Below are 15,839 nucleotides of genomic sequence, written 5' to 3'. Positions count from 1 at the left end.
ATGCGGTTTCCGGGTATTGGCGCCCCATGTCCAGGGAAAATGCGCGGCAGCCCAATTCTGCGCGGCCTCGTTATTGGACGGGCCGTCCGCGCGACGATGGCACCGAATTCCCGGCTTTTGCCGGGACGTCCAGATCACCCAGTCGGCTGCCTCAATCGATGCCGTAGACGAAGAAACGCGAGTCCTTTCCATCGTCGCTGACGACGAAAAGCCGGTCGCCCGCCGCGTTCAATGTCACACCCTCGGCGTTGTCGATCCGACGGATGTCTTCGCCGTCTTGCCAGAGCAGATCGAACCGATGCGCGGGCCCGCCGCGTCGCGGCCAGAAGAACAGGCACTTCCCGGTATCGCTGGACATCCAGATGCCGCCGCGCCGGCGGTCATGCGCCAGCCCCGAGACATCGAGCCGGGCATCGGCGACATCGCGCGACACGAAACCGAGTTCCGATGTCAAAGCCGTGACCGCGCGTATCTCGTCCAGGCCCGGTGACAGTTCGACGAGCAGCCGCGGCGCGCGTTCGTTGACCACCCAGACGGTCCCGGTCACGGGATCGACCGTGATGCCCTCGGGGCCCAGCCTGCCGGGATCTCCCCCCAGCGCATCACGCAGCATGTCCGAGCCCGGGATTTCGAGCAGGGCGCGGCGCTGTACCGTGTATGGCGGCGCGGCATCCACCGCGAAGATGGCGGCGTCCTCTTCCGCGAGGATCAGCCGGCGTCCCGTCCCGGGCGCGAGCGCGATGCCTTCCGGGTCGGACAACCCGTCGATCTTGGGGAGGACCCCGGTTACCTTCCCCGCGTCATCCGTGCGGAAGACATGCCGGGAATCGTCACTGACGGTCAGGAAACCGCCGGACACGGGATCAAGCGTCAGCCCGGACGGCTCCTTGAGCCCGGCCTTGCCCTGGTGGAACGGATAGCTGCCGATATATGTCAGCTGGCGCGGTGGGTCCGCGCGGCCCGCATCGGTCCGGCCGGGCAAGGGCCAGAGCGTCAAGGTCGCGCCAACCAATCCGGCGAAAGCGCCAATCATCCGGCTCAGCATTCGCATGCTAGTCGATATGCCAGTCCGCAATGTCACTGTCCGGCAGGGCATGAAGCCCCGACATCTCGCGCACGAGAAGATCCTGCGCCTGCGCGCCCCGGCGCGACAGAACAAGATTCACGGTCGGCTTGAACTTCGCTTTCGAAACCGACACGACGGTAAAGCCCTTGTCCACCAGATGCGCCTGCAGGCGCTGCATCGCGTCGGGGTCGACGGTCTTGCCCGCGAACTTCACCTCCAGGACCAGGCGTCTTGATGTTCCGACCGTGTAGATCACGATCCAGGCCGCCAGCGTCGCGATCAGGGCCATCACGGGCAGATCCAACCCGGCGGCGAGCCCGACGAGCGAGACCAGGACCAACTGCCCCGTATCGGAAATGGAGCTCGACTCCATCCGGAACCGGAACAGACCGCCGATTCCGAAGATCACGAAGCCGATGAGGTATCCGTGATGGACCACGAGGAAGCCCGTCAGCATGCCGATCAGCGCGAAGATGAACATGCCCTTGCGCAACTCGACGGCGTCGGGTTGCGCCCGGAACCCGATGTTGACCGGGTGGAAGGCCAGGACAGCGGCCAGCACCGCCGTCTCGATCAGGGCAACCCCGAAATCCAGCATCTCGTCGATGTTCGCGATCTGGCTCCATCCGCGGCCGCGCACGTCGATCCCACCGGGGATGATGAGGGAGCCGTCGGACGTCTGCGCCAGCGCGGCTGAGCCCCAGCCGAACGCGAGCGCGCCCGCCAGGACCGGCAGGGCGCGGAAGCCTCGATCAAGCCTCGTCCAGCGCATCGCGTATCCTTTCCCTCGGTCGCCTAGTTCCCGTCTGCCCGCCGCCAGTGGGCATCGGGCAGGGGCGCGATGTCCAGTCTTTCGATGACCGGGCCGGATGTCCGGAGCCGTTCCGGCAGCGCCCTCAGGTCCAGCGGGTCCGCGAAGCGGGGGCCGGTCCGCGCGGAAACCGCGATCTCGCCATCCGCCGAGATATCGAGGACGGTAATCGCGGCCGGGCTCCTCCGGTCGTCGCCCAGAAGGCGGCGCGCGCCGGATCCGAGACAGGCCTGCGAGATCACGCCAAGCCCGTCGATCACGCCCGGGTAGAAGCCATGGTGATGGCCGGAGAGATGGATGTCGATCTCGAGGGCTGCGAACTGGTCCTGGAGTGCCGGATCACCGATCACGTCGGTCTCGCGCCCCTCGGTAAAGGGCCAGATCGGCAGGTGACTGAAGACGATCCGCGCCGGTCCGGCCCCGTCCATGGATGTTGCCAGCCAGTCCTGCTGTGCGCTGTCCAGCGCCCCGACGGTCGTCGCATCGAGCGACGCGAACCGGGCCGCGCCAAGGTCGAAGGCATAGTGAAACGGCCAGTCGCCGGCGCCGGTAAAGTCCAGATTTGGCCGGCGCGCCGTCCACTCTTCCGCGAAGATGCGGCGCTCGTGGGCGAACCCGGGATAGGCCGAGGCGTCGTGGTTGCCCGGCGTGACGACCAGGGGGATTCCCGCTGCGGCCAGTGGATCGGAGACCTCGGCGTGAAAGGCGTCCCACATCGCGCGGATGGTCTTTTCCGGCAGATGCGGGCGGCGCTGACCGGCCACCATGTCCCCCGTCGAGATCACCAGATCCGGGGCAAGCGCGACGATCGCCGAGACCGCCCGCCCCACGCGCGGGGCATAATCGACCGACCCGTAGGATCCGTTGAGATCCGATATCACCACCACCCTCAGCGGCTCCGCCGGGGCGGACCCGGCGGCCAAGGTGAACAGGGCGGCAAGCAGACTCCTAAGCATCATCGCAGGCCACTTTCTCGGGCTGCACGCTGCCGGTTTCGAAGAAGCGTTTTGGATTGAGATCGAAGATCAGGTCGCCCCGCCGGCAACTCTCGCGCAGGATGCCGGCGGCAAGCGCGGTGTTCTTCACGACCTGGGACACCTGCCCCGCGTCGAGCCCGACGCTCGTCGCCGTCCACTGGTAGATCGGGCCCTGCGCCTGAAGATCCGCGTCGAGCGCCATGAGCTTGCGATACACGTCCGCGTCGAAATGGCGGAGCTTTTCCAGCATCTCGGTGGATTTCGCGAAATTGGCGTATTGGACACGCCCGCCCGCGTCATTGTCGTTGAGGTTGGTGCGCCTGATCAGGATGGCGCCCGGCGGCACGTCGCCGTCGCCGGGCTCGTGATGCTTGGCTTTCTTGTGCTTCGCGTCACCGCCTTCCAGCCAGTAGTAGTAGGGGGTGAAATCGATGTTCCCGATGCGATCTTGCTGGCTGAAAATGTAATCCAGCAGCACGATCTCCGACACTTCCCGCATCCAGTAGGCCATTTGCACCGGCGGCACGTCACCGCCGAGATCCCGGTTGATCTGGCTGTCCTTGCGGGCTTCGCGCAGCCCGTGGGCGATCGCCTGGTCGAGCGGCAGCGACGCGCGCAACGCGAGGAAGGCCGGCGTTTCCTGGAAATCGTAGTTCTGCCCCTTGCCCCAGCCCGAGCGCCGGGTGCCATTGACCTCGGACCCGTAGCGGTGGCCCGGGCTGGACAGCAGCACCCCGTAGATCTGGGTGCGATCCGCGGTGAATATGTCATCCGTCGGGGAATAGGAGGCCGGGTTGCGCTCCGCATCGACGAGATGGCGCCAGCCCGCGTGGTTCATGCGGCCGGTCCGCCCCGAGATCGCCAGCCCGGGGCGGGCCACCTCGCTTGCGTGCATCCCGACGTCCATCGACCGCCAGACCGCCACCGGCACCTTCACCGTCATGTCGAAATACCGCGAGAAATGGTAGTAGAGCAGCGAGGACGGCGCGAAGGTTCCGCTGGTTCCCTTCGCGTTCATCGTGACCTTGAACTTGGCGAGATCATCCTCGGCGAGGTCCTTGGCGGACTTGCCTTCCTTGCAGGCGTTCCGCTCGAATGCGGCACGATCCCGGGCATAGGGCCCCGTGCTGATGTCGTAGACCATCATGCCGGGGCTCGTGCTCCAGGTCTTGGGGCAGACCGCGACGTCCGGCGCGTAGAAGTCGATGGCACAGTAGGCCTTTTCGTCCTCGACATCGCCCTTGTCGTAGGCACCTTCCGGGATCGCGGCGATGCGCACGCAGCGTTCGACCACGCCGTTCGGACTGGTGAAGGTCGTCTCCGATCCGCGCACCGCGTCCGACGCGCGGGCGCCCGGGGCGGTCAGCGCGACTGCCGCGAACAGGAGTGCAACTCGTGAGATCATGGGGCTTCCTTTCATTGCGGGCAGATCGCCGCCTTGTCGGCCTCGGAAATCACCAGGGCCGGATCCTTCGTGAAACGCTCGAACTTGCGGTCGATCCAGGCGTCGCAGCCGCCGCCGCAGGGGGCGCCGTTGCGGGCGTCCTGCCAGTAGGCCTTGGCCCGCGCCTCGGACCAGTCGCAGAACTGCACCAGCGCCATCGCCGACAAGGCCCCCGACGCGTGGACGCCCCACATGCAATGTACCAGAACGGGGCCGCTGTCCGGGGTGGTGATGGCCGAATGGATGGCCTCCATCACGGGTGCCGGACGCGACGAGCGCGCGGCGTCGTAGCCCAGCGCCTGGCTGCCGCACCGGGTCGTTCCGTAATCGGTGTTCTTGCCGAAATCCGCGTAGAAGGCTTGCGAGAACCCCATCTCGCAAAGGCTCTGGCGCTGGGCGGAACTCAGTCCCGTGCGCGCGTCGTCGCCACCCTTGAAACCCGCGCGGTACAGTACGCCGCTCAGCACCGGGCGGAAAAAGGCGAGCCCGTCCGGTGCCCCGTCCATGGTTCTCGCCAGCATGGCGCTTTCCGACGGTCCACCGGAGCGGGCCTTGAAATCCGCCGCGGCGGCCGGACCGAACGCGGCGAGGCAGAACAGGATGGCGAGCGGCAGTTTCATCTTTCTTCTCCGGTCATGGGGCGGCAACGGCCCCCTATGCGAATTGGGCGACACCCCAGAGCAGTCCGATCAGGATCGGCTGATGCACGAGGTAGATCGCCAGGCTGTGCCGGCCGAACCAGGCGGCCCGGCGCGCGAGAGGGCGGGCCGGGCCGGGCCGGCGCAGGGCGCGCCAGAGACCGGCCCGCCCGGCCAGCCGGGCGAAGGCCACGCCCAGGAGACACGGCCCCAACCACGGAAAGAGAGGTTCGAAATCGACACTGCGCGGCGTGCGCTCCGCGAGGCCGGTCCAGACCAGCCACGGCGCGTCGAACACAGGCGAGCTGTAAATCATCGGCAAGGCTAAGACGATCGCGGCCGCGACCAGTGTCAGCATGACGGGTATGCGCAGGAACGCCATGCTGACAAGGCTCGCGACCGCGATCGAATGCAGGATCCCGAAAAAGACGAAGGCGTCCGGTATCGCGATCCAGGTAGCCACGCTGACCGCCGCGGCAGCCAGAGCGATCACGGAAAGGCGGCGGAGAGCCGCGCGCCAGCGGATCTCTTCCGCGTGGGCCAGGGCGAGGCTCACGCCGGCGATGAACAGGAAGCTTCCCGCCACCACCTTGGCGAAGACCGGCCATATACCGCTCGACACGGTGCCTGCCGGCAAATGACCGAAGAACTCCAAGTCCCAGACCAGGTGAAAGAGGATCATCCCGCAGAGCGCCAGCGCGCGGGCGATGTCCAGTTCGATGATGCGGTGCGATGAGGTCACTGCGTTTTCCACGCCGACGCATGCCGGCTGCACGGGGTGCAGCGGCGGGGCCGCGTCCGGGCTGTCTGCCACCGCGCCCATCTCTGGATCACTCGCCGGCTTCGGATCGGAGCCTTTGCATCACGGCATCACATTCGGCGGCACTGCCGACCATCTCCGACCCGTCGGCCACGACCTCGCTGCCCCCCATGTCCTGAGCGGCCCGAAGCAGAACCTGATCGACCTGCTCGGCGGTCAACAGCCCCTCTTCCTGCGCGGCTTGAACGGTCGAGCAGATACCGGCGCTGAGGCCGGTGGCAATGCCGACCCCCGTGGCCGCGCCGCCGATCAGCGCCCCGCCGAAAATCGCGCCGCCCACAAGACCGACCACGAGGCCGAGCAATCCGATAACAAGCTTTCCCATGCGTTCTTACCTTTCTTTCACGCGTTTCCAGAAGAACCTCGGTCGCGGCCCGGCCGGCCCGCGCCCCCGCGGCGCCAGCAGATCAGCGCGAGGATGGCGAGGTTCAGACCCGGCATGGCGGCCGCCACCCATGGCAGCAGCCCCTCCGGGACCCAGTCGATGAACCTGTTCCACGGCAGGCCCAGGGGCATCAGGAACAGGCCGGCGAGCGGGTCGCGCGCCTGGCCGAAGAGTCCGTAGTTGCCGATCAGGAAGAGCCCCAGCGCCAGCAGATAGGCCACGCCAAAGCCCAGTGTAAGGATCCGGCAAATCTTGATCACCACGGCCCGTTCCCTGCCTCGGCCAACACCCATATCAACCCGCCACCTCACCGAAGACCGTCACGCCACCGCAGTCTGCGACATGCCAGCGACAAGGCACCCCATAAGCCGAGAGGGCCAGGACGGTGGTTCGACGCCCGCCACTAGTCGTAGTCCGGCATTACGGTCAGCATCTCGCCAAAGCTCCAGACAACGGCTTCGAAACAAATCTGTGCGCCCGCGCCGCCGCACCATCCGCCATCGCGGGCGACCAGCAGGATCGGTCGCCCGTCCCAGTCGATCATGCGCCAGCCTTCGGCCTGGAAGGTCCATGTCCTGTCCCCGACGACGGCATGGAGCCCGCAGCCACCGGTCCCGCAATACATCGAAGCGGCGGACGAACAGGTGAAGGCGCGCGAGTCGACGAGCCGGTCCATCTCGCCGTCGCCGGTGAGGTCGACGTCGATGACGGCATCGTTCGCGGCGAAGTCCCCGTTCTCGAACCCCTCGCATAACGCCCGCGCCTCGGTAAGCACCGCCGTGACCGGATCGCCGTTCTGCGCGGCAGCCGGCTGCATGCCGAACGTCGCGATGGCAAAGACCATCGGAAGGATCACCGCCACCCACCGTCCGGATGAGTTCCTTCGCATCATCGGGTGCGCCTGTTCCAAACCCCAATCCTGTCGCCGCGGCATGACCTTCTGGTCATGAAATGCAGCGCTGCTCCCCCGCATTTGATGGCATCCCCGCACGGGATGGGAGGGCGTTAATATGCGTTTGACCCAAAATGACGACGTGCCGCGCGGGGCGTGACCGGGGCACGGCCGCGAAGCCTGGTTCAGCCCGCGCGCTGCAGCACCATGTCCCAGCGTTTCGGATCCTCGGGATCTTCCACCTCCAGGAAGAAGTAGTGGGTTTGATTCCAGAGCTGAATCTTGTTCGTAAGGTTGTCGAGCACGAAGTCCCCCGCATGTGTGCGGACAACCAGAACCGCGTGACCCTCGTCATGGGTGTCGAGCACCACGGCCATGAGAAGATGCTCGGACGAAATCCCATGCTCGATCAGCTCCTTCTTCTTCAGAAGGGCTATGTCCTCGCAATCACCCATGGCGTGGGTGGGCAGCGCCCATTTTTCACTGACGTGATATTGGCGTTGGTCGGAGACCTGCCGGATGGTCTTGTTGACCCTGGTGTTAATCTCCTTGACCTTTTGCCAGTCAGCCTCGGTAAGGGCATGCGGTTTCGGGGTCCGGGTGCAGATGACCGGGTGCTTGGCACAGACCGCCTGGAAACCATCCGGGGCTTTCCATGGCTTGCCGAGCCGCAAGAACTCTGCGCTGGCATGAACGCCCCCCGCGAGCGACATGGTCGCGAGCAGAGCGGACAAGGCCGAGAATAGAATCTGTCTCATCTTGGTGATGCCCCCTGCATGACGTTGCGGGATGCCCGAGACCGCGGCCGCGCCGGTCGCGTCTGCCGGTTCATCCTGCGCGACGGCGGCGACCGCGGCAAAAAACAGACTGCCGCCTTTCAAACAAACAGTGGAGAGCGGAAAAATGCGTTTCTTCGTTCATTCCCGCGCCTATTCGGAAATGCTTTTCGAAATTCACATCCAGTGCGGCCTGTTTTCAAATGTCGCCATACGGGGCCCACGATGCAGCTGGGTCACCTCCGAGGGATCCTCGCCCGGCACGAAATCGACCAGCTCAATCGTGAATTCGTCATTGGCCGGAAACGAAAACATCGCGGCGACATAATTGAGAACGCAGACCAATCGGCCGTCCTCGAACACAGGTTCCCACACGGTCGCATTGCCCTTTCCATAGGCATTCACGACAAATCGGAAGAACAGCGCGTCCCCGCGCAGCAAGCCCGACTCGCGCACATGCGCCATCAGGGTCGGGACCCCCATGCGATCGGCGTAGCTTTCGAAGCTGACCCCCATGAGTTGCGACAGCTTCTGGCCGCGATCTCGAAACAGTCTTTCCGCGGATGCAGAGGCCTCGATCAGGCGCAAGTTCTCGTCCAGCAGGGTCGCCGGCAGAAAATCATGACGAACGACGGCGATGCTTTTCTTGACCTGGCGTCGTTCCTCGTCGCGCAACAGAAGCGTATGAAGCTTCGCCATCCTGGCAGGGCGCGGGCGCTCGACACCGCGCTCCCAGCGGCTCACCGTGCCTTGGTCCACGTCGATCCTGCATGCAAGTTCCTGCTGGGTAACACCCAGCCGCCGACGCAGTTCCCGGATCCGTGATCCTTCCAAAGGCCCCTCCTTCGAGGTGATGGCCACGCCGGCCGCGCATGGTCACGGGGCCTGCGGTCGGCGTAACGACGATTGTCACTTGAAACCGATTTTACCAACTTTGGGATAGGGAATCTTTGTTCCTACGTCTCAACATGAACAGGTGCGGCGCCGGGATCGCGGTTTTTTCGGGGTTCGGTTCGGCGCCACGGGTGTGAGGCCCGCGATCAGGACCCCGGCAGCGCCGCGTGACCGGCCCGCACGGCCCGCATCGCGGGTTGCGCGCGCCCGACAAAGTCCTGTTCTTCCCCGGGACCGGTTTCTTGCCTAGAATGATCGCAACACGCCAGTGGAGCTTCGAATCCGTGCCAGACGTGAACCAGAGCGAACCGGCCTTGATCTCGACAATGGATCTCGGCAACGAGGCGTCCTTCGATTTCTGGCGCGAAGCGACCCGCGGAACGTATCGGCTCGGCGTGCCACCGAAGCCCGCCCGGAAATTCCGGATGATCTCCAGAATGTGGGCAGGCGACGGCTGTATCCTGTCGGATTTCAAATGCACAGATAACGTCAAGTTCCGCGAACCCGCGCACGTGGCCAACGACAAACAGGCTTACCTCAAGCTGCGCTACTACTTTTCCGGAGGCAGCCGCGTCATTGCCGGAAATGAAACCTATACCCTGCTGCCCGGCTCGGTTTACCTGATCGACCAATCCCGACCCATCGCGGAAATCTCCAAGGCAAATCACCAAATCAACCTATTCGTGTCCCATGCCGAGATCGGATTCGATCCCGAACGCTGCGGACCCTGCCTGGATTTCTCGGGTGACAGCCTGGAGGGACGCATTCTCAGCACGGCGCTGATACGCAGCGTCGCGGTCGGTACGGATAACGGCGCCCCGCAGGGACCGGCCGGCCTGGACGATCTGATCCACAGGCTCCGGATCATTCTCGAGGGATCGGTTCGGTGCTCCACCGACCGCAGCATGCAAGAGGCCCGGCGACAGGCCATTGGCGAGTGGGTCGAAAACGCGATGGCCGATCCCGAGCTGGACGTCGCACGAATTGTTGCGAAATCCGGGTGTTCCCGGGCAACGCTGTATCGCGATTTCGAAGACTATGGCGGCCTGGCCCGCTTCATCTATCAACGCAGGCTCAATGCCGCATTCCGGCTGTTGATCAGCGAGAAACCCGGTTGGGGGCGGGTCGGCGCGGTCGCGGAGGCGACAGGCTTCTCGTCGATCCACACGTTCAGCAAGATGTTCAGGCGGGAATTCGGATACAACCCGAGCGACGTCCTCGGCATGGGGGCGCCCGCTGACCCGAACGCCGAACAGGTCTCCGCGGTTGAACAGGCCGATCACTGCGACTTGCAGAAAGCCCGGAAGTTTTTCGAGGTTCTTCGCTAGGGTCGACAGCCTCCGGTCCTCGGAGGATCTCGCCTCCGGCGCTGCCGGACGCGCGGCGACGCGGCCCCTCGCCAGCCGGTTTGCCAGCACAAAAGGCTTCTCTCCACCCGATCGCGACGACTGCAACCGGCGGCCGCGGTGCGTGCCCCTGCAGAGAACGCAGAGGCCGCGCTGCGGAAGCTTCGCGCCGGGGTCCGCAGGCGGTCTGCAACGCTCCGGACGATTTTTCGGGGGACCGGCAACTTAAGCCGCCAAACGCATGTTTCCGCCCTTTTGTGGCAAGGCAACGCACGCGAATGTGGAGTGGAGACATAGTTCCAGAGCCATTCTCTGATCTGACTGAAAGCCGCGCGGCGCCTCACCCAATGAAAGTGAGCTACGGACCAGTGAGCATTCCGACAAAGGCCGACGGGATAACGATGGCCAGGGCGACCCCAGACACCGGGTACCGCGCCACCGGGGTCATCGTCGGCGGTTGCGCTGCATTGCTGTCCGCAAAGGCCCACGCCGCCGGGTTGCAGTCTGTTCGACCGAACGATCCAGCGCCGCGCGCCGCCGCCTCGGTGCAGGTCCCAGCCGATGATGCAGTCGCGGGCACGACCGGCTGCAGCCGCTTTCGGGGCAGCGCGCGGGTGCATGGCGGTGATCCCGTGATCGATGGTCTCGTGGCAACGGCGCGGGTGGCGTGCCCCGGTGACGGCCCGGAGTCTCAGGGCGAAGGGATCATCGGGGTCCTCCGCGAAAGCCGCGCGACGAGACTCCAGATCCGGTCAGACCCGCCGGCTGGGCTGCAACATTTATTCAACCCAAAGAGGACGTCCAGACATGAATAGAAAGATCATCCTGTCAGCCGCCTGGGGTGCGGCGATGTCGGTCGCAACCGGCGCCCTGGCGGACATGCCTGTCTTTACCGCGCAATGCCCCACGGGCATCACCATCGGCTCTGACCCCGCCGGGAACGTACGGGTCAACGGGACCCCGGCCAGCGTCGTCATGTTCAACCAGCATTACTTCGAAGCCACGGCGGGCGGCATCACGTTCCCGATCAGCACGGAAGAAGACGGAAGCGGCCTGCACGTCAGGTTCGAACCGCCGGGGAGCGCAGGTGGTTTCTGCACCATTTTGTTCCATGACTCAGGTCCCGCACCGTTCGACAGCATGGCAGGGGCCGGCGGCCCCGACCATTTCGAGGTCAGCGTGACCGGCCGTCTGAACGTGCGGTCTGCGCCGTCGACCGCGGCGGTGATCGTGGGCAAGCTGCCGAGCGGCACCGTCGTTGAAAACCTCGGCTGCCAGCAGAGCGAGGGGCGCACCTGGTGTCACATCGCCGATGGCGATGCTTCCGGATGGGCGGCCAGCGACTTCCTGACCGAGGCGAGCGGCCCGGTCCGCGCCGCGCGCGCGACGCCGGTGGTCGAAAGCGGCATGGCCAGCCATACCGTCGAACGGGTGCAGTTTCCGCGGGGGGAAACGGGGACGGAATTCACCGACAGCCTCGAGGCAGGCGGGTCGCGGCGTTACGTGCTGGGCGCGCGGAGCGGACAGGATCTCTATTTCCGGCTCGCGGCCAACGGTTCGGGCATGACCTACGTGGTCTACAACCCCGATGGGTCGGTCATGCAGGACGAAATCGGGGCCGACACCGAGTTTCGGACCCAGCTCTGGCAATCCGGCGATCACACGATCGAGGTCTACAACACGTCCAACAGCGCCCAGTCCTACAACGTGATCTTCGGGATCAACTGAACGATGCAAGGCTGATCAGAGACGGTAAGTCGTTGAAACCATAGGAAAAGGTACCATGAATTCACTGAAGATAGCCATTGGCCTAGGCGCGCTTGCGTCCTTGGCGGCCTGTGTCGAAACCTCGGGCACGTCATCGGGCGGACAAATGGACGTCGCGGCCGGCGCGCCACCATTCATCGAAGGCGTCTTCGACGCCAGCGACGCGGCAGTGAATGCCTGCCGCAACCTGCTTGCATCGCAAACCACCGGCGGCGTGCGGGTCGTGGGCTCCGAATTCTCGCAGGCCAACAGCGCGGTCTACATGCGGGTCGGGGCGAACGGCGCGCCCTGGCGCTGCCTTGTCTCGGACGACGGCAGAAACCCGTCCGTCATGTTCATGGGCAGCGAGGGCACCCTTTGACGAAACCTTGACCTGCGCCGGGGCCGACAGAGCCTCGGCGCAGGCATCACAGACGGATTTCGATCCAAGGCCACTGGCGGCCAGACCACCGAAAAGGAACAAAGAATGCTTCACCGTTCTGCATATCTCTTGCCCGCGCTCCTGGTTCCGGCCAGCGCGGCCTTCGCACAAGACGAATCGGCACAAGCCGTCGGCGCCGCTGTCGGCGGCATCATCGGCCTGCTTCTCTTGATCATCATCGGTGCAATCGTGGGCTGGCTCGCGGGCCTCATCGTCGCGGGGCACGGGTCGGGACTGCTGGGCAACATCGCCGCCGGGATCGGCGGCTCGATCCTCGCCGGCTATGTCCTGCCGCTCCTCGGCATTTCGATCGGTGGCACGTTCGGCGGCTTCATCGCGGCCCTGATCGGCGCTGTCGCCTTGATCCTGATCGTCCGTCTGATCCGCAAGGCGGCGAACTGAGGGGGCTCGACCGTGGGTGATTTCAGCTTCCTTCGGAAGGTCCTGGTCGTGATCGCGTTTGCCGGCGGCATGCAGGGCGGCATTGCGACCGCACAATCGCAGGAGTTCATGCTGAACGAGTGCTCGAGCACCGGGCAGAGCTACTTCCGCGATTTCAACGCGCGCACGGACATGCAGTACAACGGCCAGCGCGTCGATGGCACGCATGCGATCAACGGCCGGATTTTCCTCGAAACGCGCTTCGAGGATTTCGCCTGTTCTTACGCGCCGGATGGGCGTCGCATGATCCAGTTCTTCGCGGAGGGCCGTGTCCAGAACGCCTACCTGCCGGGCAGCGGGAACCCGGGCCAGGGCAGCATCGTCCAGGTTACCGGCCTGCGCGGCGGCGATACGCTCAACGTCCGCAGCGGACCCGGCACCGGCAACGCGATCGTGGGCGCGCTGACCAACGGCACATCCGTCCGCAATCTCGGATGCCAGATGCAGGGCAACACCCGCTGGTGTCAAATCGAGATGATGACGGACATGCGCGAACGCGGCTGGGTGGCAGGCCGTTACCTGACGCTCGCCGGATCGACCCCGCCGCCCGCGTCCGGCCCGCTGGAAACGGTCATCGGGGTGCCCGAAAACGATGTGCTGAATGTGCGCGCAGGACCCGGCACCAATCATCGCATTGTCGGTGTCCTCGGTAACGGTGCCCAGGTCCGCAACCTCGGCTGCGAGACGCGGGGCAGCGCGCGCTGGTGCCAGATCGAGATGCAGACCGACATGCGCGAACGCGGCTGGGTCAATGCCCGGTTCCTGACGGGCCAGTCCGGACAGGCGACGCAACTGCCCAGCGCATCGCGGATGCAGCGCGTCTCGTTTCCATCCGGAAGCACCGGCACCGAGCTGACCGACCAGCTCGCGGCCGGGACATCGGTGACCTACGTGCTCAACGCGCGCAGCGGCCAGACCCTCTACTTCCGTCTTGCCGCAAGCGGCCCGAACATGTCCTGGCGGATGTACACTCCGACCGGGTCGCTGCTCGATCGCGGCGGGCCGTCCAAGGAATATCGCGGACAACTGTTCCGGTCGGGCGATCACAGGGTCGAAGTGGCAAATGGGAGCAGCCGCCCCGAGGCTTTTGACGTCATTTTCGGTATCGAGTGAGCAGGGATTGTAGCCAGCCAGCCGAGGCAGCAGGGGGCGGGACAGGATGAAGCAGCTGATGAAACCGGCGTTTGGTGCGGCGCCCACGGGGCCGTGGCGGGGTGTGTCGAAACGCGTGGAACCGGAAGCAGCGATGGCCTCGGCGAGACGGACGCATGCCGTGCAGTCGCGGATCGACGGCGCGCCGCGCATTGACCCGGAGGCCTGAGGTGGACGCCGCAAAGGGAACCGCAAGTCGCGAAGGTGCCATCGCACGCTGCCGCGCGGAGCGCCGCGGCCGGTGCCAGGGCCCGAGATCCACGGCCCGGGCTCGAAGCGGAACATTCAAGGGTGGCGCGGTCATGATCACCTCGAAAAAGCCCCAAGAGGTAACTCCATGCTGACACGTCGAACCATGCTCGCAGGTGCCGCCGCGAGCATTTCGAGCATAGCCCTGGCCGATGAGGCGATGATCGATATCGAAAACATGCTGCCGGGCGATTTCACCTGGCATCCGGAACGGTCACCGCAAGGTGCCGTGGCGGTCATCGCCTCGATCCCGGAGCAGCGGGTGCATGTTTACAGGAACGGCGTGCGGATCGCGGTCTCGACCTGTTCCACCGGCAAACCCGGGCACGAGACGCCGACAGGTGTCTTCACGGTTCTGCAAAAGGACGCCGACCACAGATCGTCGACCTATGGCGGTGCCCCGATGCCGAACATGAACCGGCTCACATGGGATGGGATCGCTCTGCATGCCGGAAACCTGCCGGGCTATCCGGCTTCCCACGGCTGCGTTCGTCTCCCGCTCGAGTTTTCGCGTCGACTGTTTACCGTGACCCATGTCGGAACGCCCGTTATCCTGTCCGGTGCCCATAACGATCCGTGGGACCTCATCCATCCCGGTCTCGTCCTGCATGCCTTCGCGGAACAGGAGCTGGAGATCGCCGTTTCGGGTCTTGAAACGCGATCCCACCCCGCCGACTGGACGAACGAACAGCCATATCCCGTCACCACCGTTCTGGCCACGGCAGCGGACCGCCGCATCGTCGTGATGGAGGATGGGCGCGAGGTCATGGAGGACGAGATCGGACTCGTCGAAGATGGCCCGCTCGGCGAACACGTGCTCGTGCTGCAAAGGCGACGGGGCAAAGGGCTGGGATGGATGGGCGTCACACACCATGCGGACCCGCTGCACCCGCTCTGGCCCGAAGAACAGGTTCTCAACCGTCTCCGCCTTTCCAGTGCTGCCAACCGCCATCTTGCCGAACGACTGCACCCCGGTATGACCTTCGTTGTCTCGGATCTTGCGGCCACGCCAGACAGGCGCTCGGGCCACGACTTCGTTATCATGACCGGTGACGACCTCGTTTCTCCCCGTCCGAGGGCGCGGCCATGAGATACGCAGTGCTTGCGACGCTCCTGGCTTCGGCTGCGCCGCTATGGGGGCAGGACACGCCGATATTTCCCGAAACGGATTTCGTGTCGGTGGCAATTGACGGGTCTCTGAACCTCAGAGCGGGGCCCACGACCGGGTCCGAACGGCTCACCCGGCTCAAGGACGGGACCGTGCTCCGCCGCATCGATTGCATGCGCGCGCCTGACGAGGACTGGTGCGAGGTCGAGGCCCTCGATGGATCGATCGAAGGCTGGGCTGCCGCGCGTTTCCTGCGCCCGTGGTACGGTGCCGATCCGGTCGCCTTGGAAAGCCCCGGTTTCGCGGCGAACGAGCGCCTGTCCGTCGCGGCGCCGGGGCGGTTCGCCGGCACCCTTTCGCGCGGTCAGGTCCTTGACCTGATAGTGGATGTGCCCGCCGACCGCGAAATCGCGATGTCCTTCGAGACGGCCGAAAGCATCGGGTTCGCGGTCTTCGCGACGGACGGAAGCGTGATTGACACCGGGCGCGGCACGGCGGAGCTGTCCGTGGTGACGTTGTCCGACGATGACCTCATGATCCGGTTTGCCGACGTGGCCGGGGCAACAGGCGACTGGAGCCTCGATGTCAAAAGCGAATGAACAGATGTCCGGTGCCTGCGCCGTGATCTCCGCCGGGGCTTGTCACGGCTCGC

Annotated in this window: 20 protein-coding genes; 9 read left to right on the top strand and 11 right to left on the bottom strand. The window is 65.2% G+C overall.

The genetic code is table 11. The annotated features are described in order from the left end of the window. Positions 1–151: 151 nt before the first annotated feature. The 11 genes from ACQ5SP_RS08385 to ACQ5SP_RS08335 all read right to left on the bottom strand — a co-directional run bounded on the left by ACQ5SP_RS08385 (position 152) and on the right by ACQ5SP_RS08335 (position 8,670). Entirely contained in the window at positions 152–1,033 is an 882-nt protein-coding gene (locus ACQ5SP_RS08385; RefSeq protein WP_430937904.1) for an SdiA-regulated domain-containing protein, read from the bottom strand. A gap of 19 nt (positions 1,034–1,052) precedes the next feature. Further along, on the bottom strand, positions 1,053–1,838 hold the full coding sequence (locus ACQ5SP_RS08380) for a hypothetical protein (RefSeq protein ID WP_430937903.1): 786 nt from the start codon (positions 1,836–1,838) through the stop codon (positions 1,053–1,055). Positions 1,839–1,861: 23 nt separating this feature from the next. Beyond that, positions 1,862–2,833 (bottom strand): metallophosphoesterase family protein, encoded by a 972-nt coding sequence (locus tag ACQ5SP_RS08375; protein ID WP_430937902.1) that lies wholly within the window; start codon positions 2,831–2,833, stop codon positions 1,862–1,864. After that, on the bottom strand, positions 2,826–4,259 hold the full coding sequence (locus ACQ5SP_RS08370; RefSeq protein WP_430937901.1) for a hypothetical protein: 1,434 nt from the start codon (positions 4,257–4,259) through the stop codon (positions 2,826–2,828). Before ACQ5SP_RS08370 ends, ACQ5SP_RS08375 begins: the two co-directional genes overlap by 8 nt. An 11-nt stretch (positions 4,260–4,270) precedes the next feature. Then, positions 4,271–4,918 carry a hypothetical protein gene (locus tag ACQ5SP_RS08365; RefSeq protein ID WP_430937900.1) on the bottom strand — a complete coding sequence of 216 codons (648 nt, stop codon included), beginning with the start codon at positions 4,916–4,918 and terminating at the stop codon, positions 4,271–4,273. 34 nt (positions 4,919–4,952) lie between these two features. After that, complete coding sequence (locus tag ACQ5SP_RS08360; protein WP_430937899.1) at positions 4,953–5,759, bottom strand: heparan-alpha-glucosaminide N-acetyltransferase; 807 nt, start codon at positions 5,757–5,759, stop codon at positions 4,953–4,955. A gap of 7 nt (positions 5,760–5,766) precedes the next feature. Next, the gene (locus tag ACQ5SP_RS08355; protein ID WP_430937898.1) at positions 5,767–6,081 is read right to left on the bottom strand and encodes a hypothetical protein; all 315 of its coding nucleotides are present in this window, start codon (positions 6,079–6,081) and stop codon (positions 5,767–5,769) included. Positions 6,082–6,098: 17 nt separating this feature from the next. Further along, positions 6,099–6,404 carry a hypothetical protein gene (locus tag ACQ5SP_RS08350; RefSeq protein ID WP_430937897.1) on the bottom strand — a complete coding sequence of 102 codons (306 nt, stop codon included), beginning with the start codon at positions 6,402–6,404 and terminating at the stop codon, positions 6,099–6,101. A 140-nt stretch (positions 6,405–6,544) separates the two neighbouring features. Next, on the bottom strand, positions 6,545–7,003 hold the full coding sequence (locus ACQ5SP_RS08345; RefSeq protein WP_430937896.1) for a hypothetical protein: 459 nt from the start codon (positions 7,001–7,003) through the stop codon (positions 6,545–6,547). A gap of 215 nt (positions 7,004–7,218) precedes the next feature. Further along, entirely contained in the window at positions 7,219–7,914 is a 696-nt protein-coding gene (locus ACQ5SP_RS08340; RefSeq protein WP_430937895.1) for a transglutaminase-like cysteine peptidase, read from the bottom strand. 72 nt (positions 7,915–7,986) lie between these two features. Beyond that, entirely contained in the window at positions 7,987–8,670 is a 684-nt protein-coding gene (locus tag ACQ5SP_RS08335; protein ID WP_430937894.1) for a helix-turn-helix domain-containing protein, read from the bottom strand. A 284-nt stretch (positions 8,671–8,954) separates the two neighbouring features. Here ACQ5SP_RS08335 and ACQ5SP_RS08330 point away from each other — a divergent pair, with 284 nt between their 5' ends. The 9 genes from ACQ5SP_RS08330 (at position 8,955) to ACQ5SP_RS08290 (ending at position 15,786) form a co-directional block, all read left to right on the top strand. Further along, positions 8,955–10,031, top strand: coding sequence for a helix-turn-helix transcriptional regulator (locus tag ACQ5SP_RS08330; RefSeq protein ID WP_430937893.1), 1,077 nt, complete (start codon positions 8,955–8,957; stop codon positions 10,029–10,031). A 296-nt stretch (positions 10,032–10,327) separates the two neighbouring features. Beyond that, positions 10,328–10,864, top strand: coding sequence for an META domain-containing protein (locus tag ACQ5SP_RS08325; protein WP_430937892.1), 537 nt, complete (start codon positions 10,328–10,330; stop codon positions 10,862–10,864). Further along, positions 10,857–11,777 (top strand): SH3 domain-containing protein, encoded by a 921-nt coding sequence (locus ACQ5SP_RS08320; protein WP_430937891.1) that lies wholly within the window; start codon positions 10,857–10,859, stop codon positions 11,775–11,777. Before ACQ5SP_RS08325 ends, ACQ5SP_RS08320 begins: the two co-directional genes overlap by 8 nt. Before the next feature lie 55 nt (positions 11,778–11,832). Then, positions 11,833–12,177: a hypothetical protein gene (locus ACQ5SP_RS08315; RefSeq protein WP_430937890.1), complete on the top strand. Its 345-nt coding sequence runs from the start codon at positions 11,833–11,835 to the stop codon at positions 12,175–12,177. A 129-nt stretch (positions 12,178–12,306) separates the two neighbouring features. Beyond that, the gene (locus ACQ5SP_RS08310) at positions 12,307–12,639 is read left to right on the top strand and encodes a GlsB/YeaQ/YmgE family stress response membrane protein (RefSeq protein WP_430937889.1); all 333 of its coding nucleotides are present in this window, start codon (positions 12,307–12,309) and stop codon (positions 12,637–12,639) included. Positions 12,640–12,687: 48 nt separating this feature from the next. Further along, positions 12,688–13,791, top strand: a complete 1,104-nt coding sequence (locus ACQ5SP_RS08305) for an SH3 domain-containing protein (protein ID WP_430937888.1) — start codon at positions 12,688–12,690, stop codon at positions 13,789–13,791. 46 nt (positions 13,792–13,837) lie between these two features. Continuing rightward, complete coding sequence (locus ACQ5SP_RS08300) at positions 13,838–13,999, top strand: hypothetical protein (RefSeq protein WP_430937887.1); 162 nt, start codon at positions 13,838–13,840, stop codon at positions 13,997–13,999. A 168-nt stretch (positions 14,000–14,167) separates the two neighbouring features. Further along, positions 14,168–15,169, top strand: a complete 1,002-nt coding sequence (locus ACQ5SP_RS08295) for a L,D-transpeptidase (protein WP_430937886.1) — start codon at positions 14,168–14,170, stop codon at positions 15,167–15,169. Between the two features lie 8 nt (positions 15,170–15,177). Further along, entirely contained in the window at positions 15,178–15,786 is a 609-nt protein-coding gene (locus ACQ5SP_RS08290; RefSeq protein ID WP_430937885.1) for an SH3 domain-containing protein, read from the top strand. Positions 15,787–15,839: the final 53 nt, after the last annotated feature.

This window comes from Rhodovulum sp. YNF3179, from assembly GCF_050586465.1.
GTDB lineage: Bacteria > Pseudomonadota > Alphaproteobacteria > Rhodobacterales > Rhodobacteraceae > CAJXYS01.
Note: the sequence above shows the minus strand (reverse complement) of the source record. Positions and strands in the feature narration are given on the sequence as shown.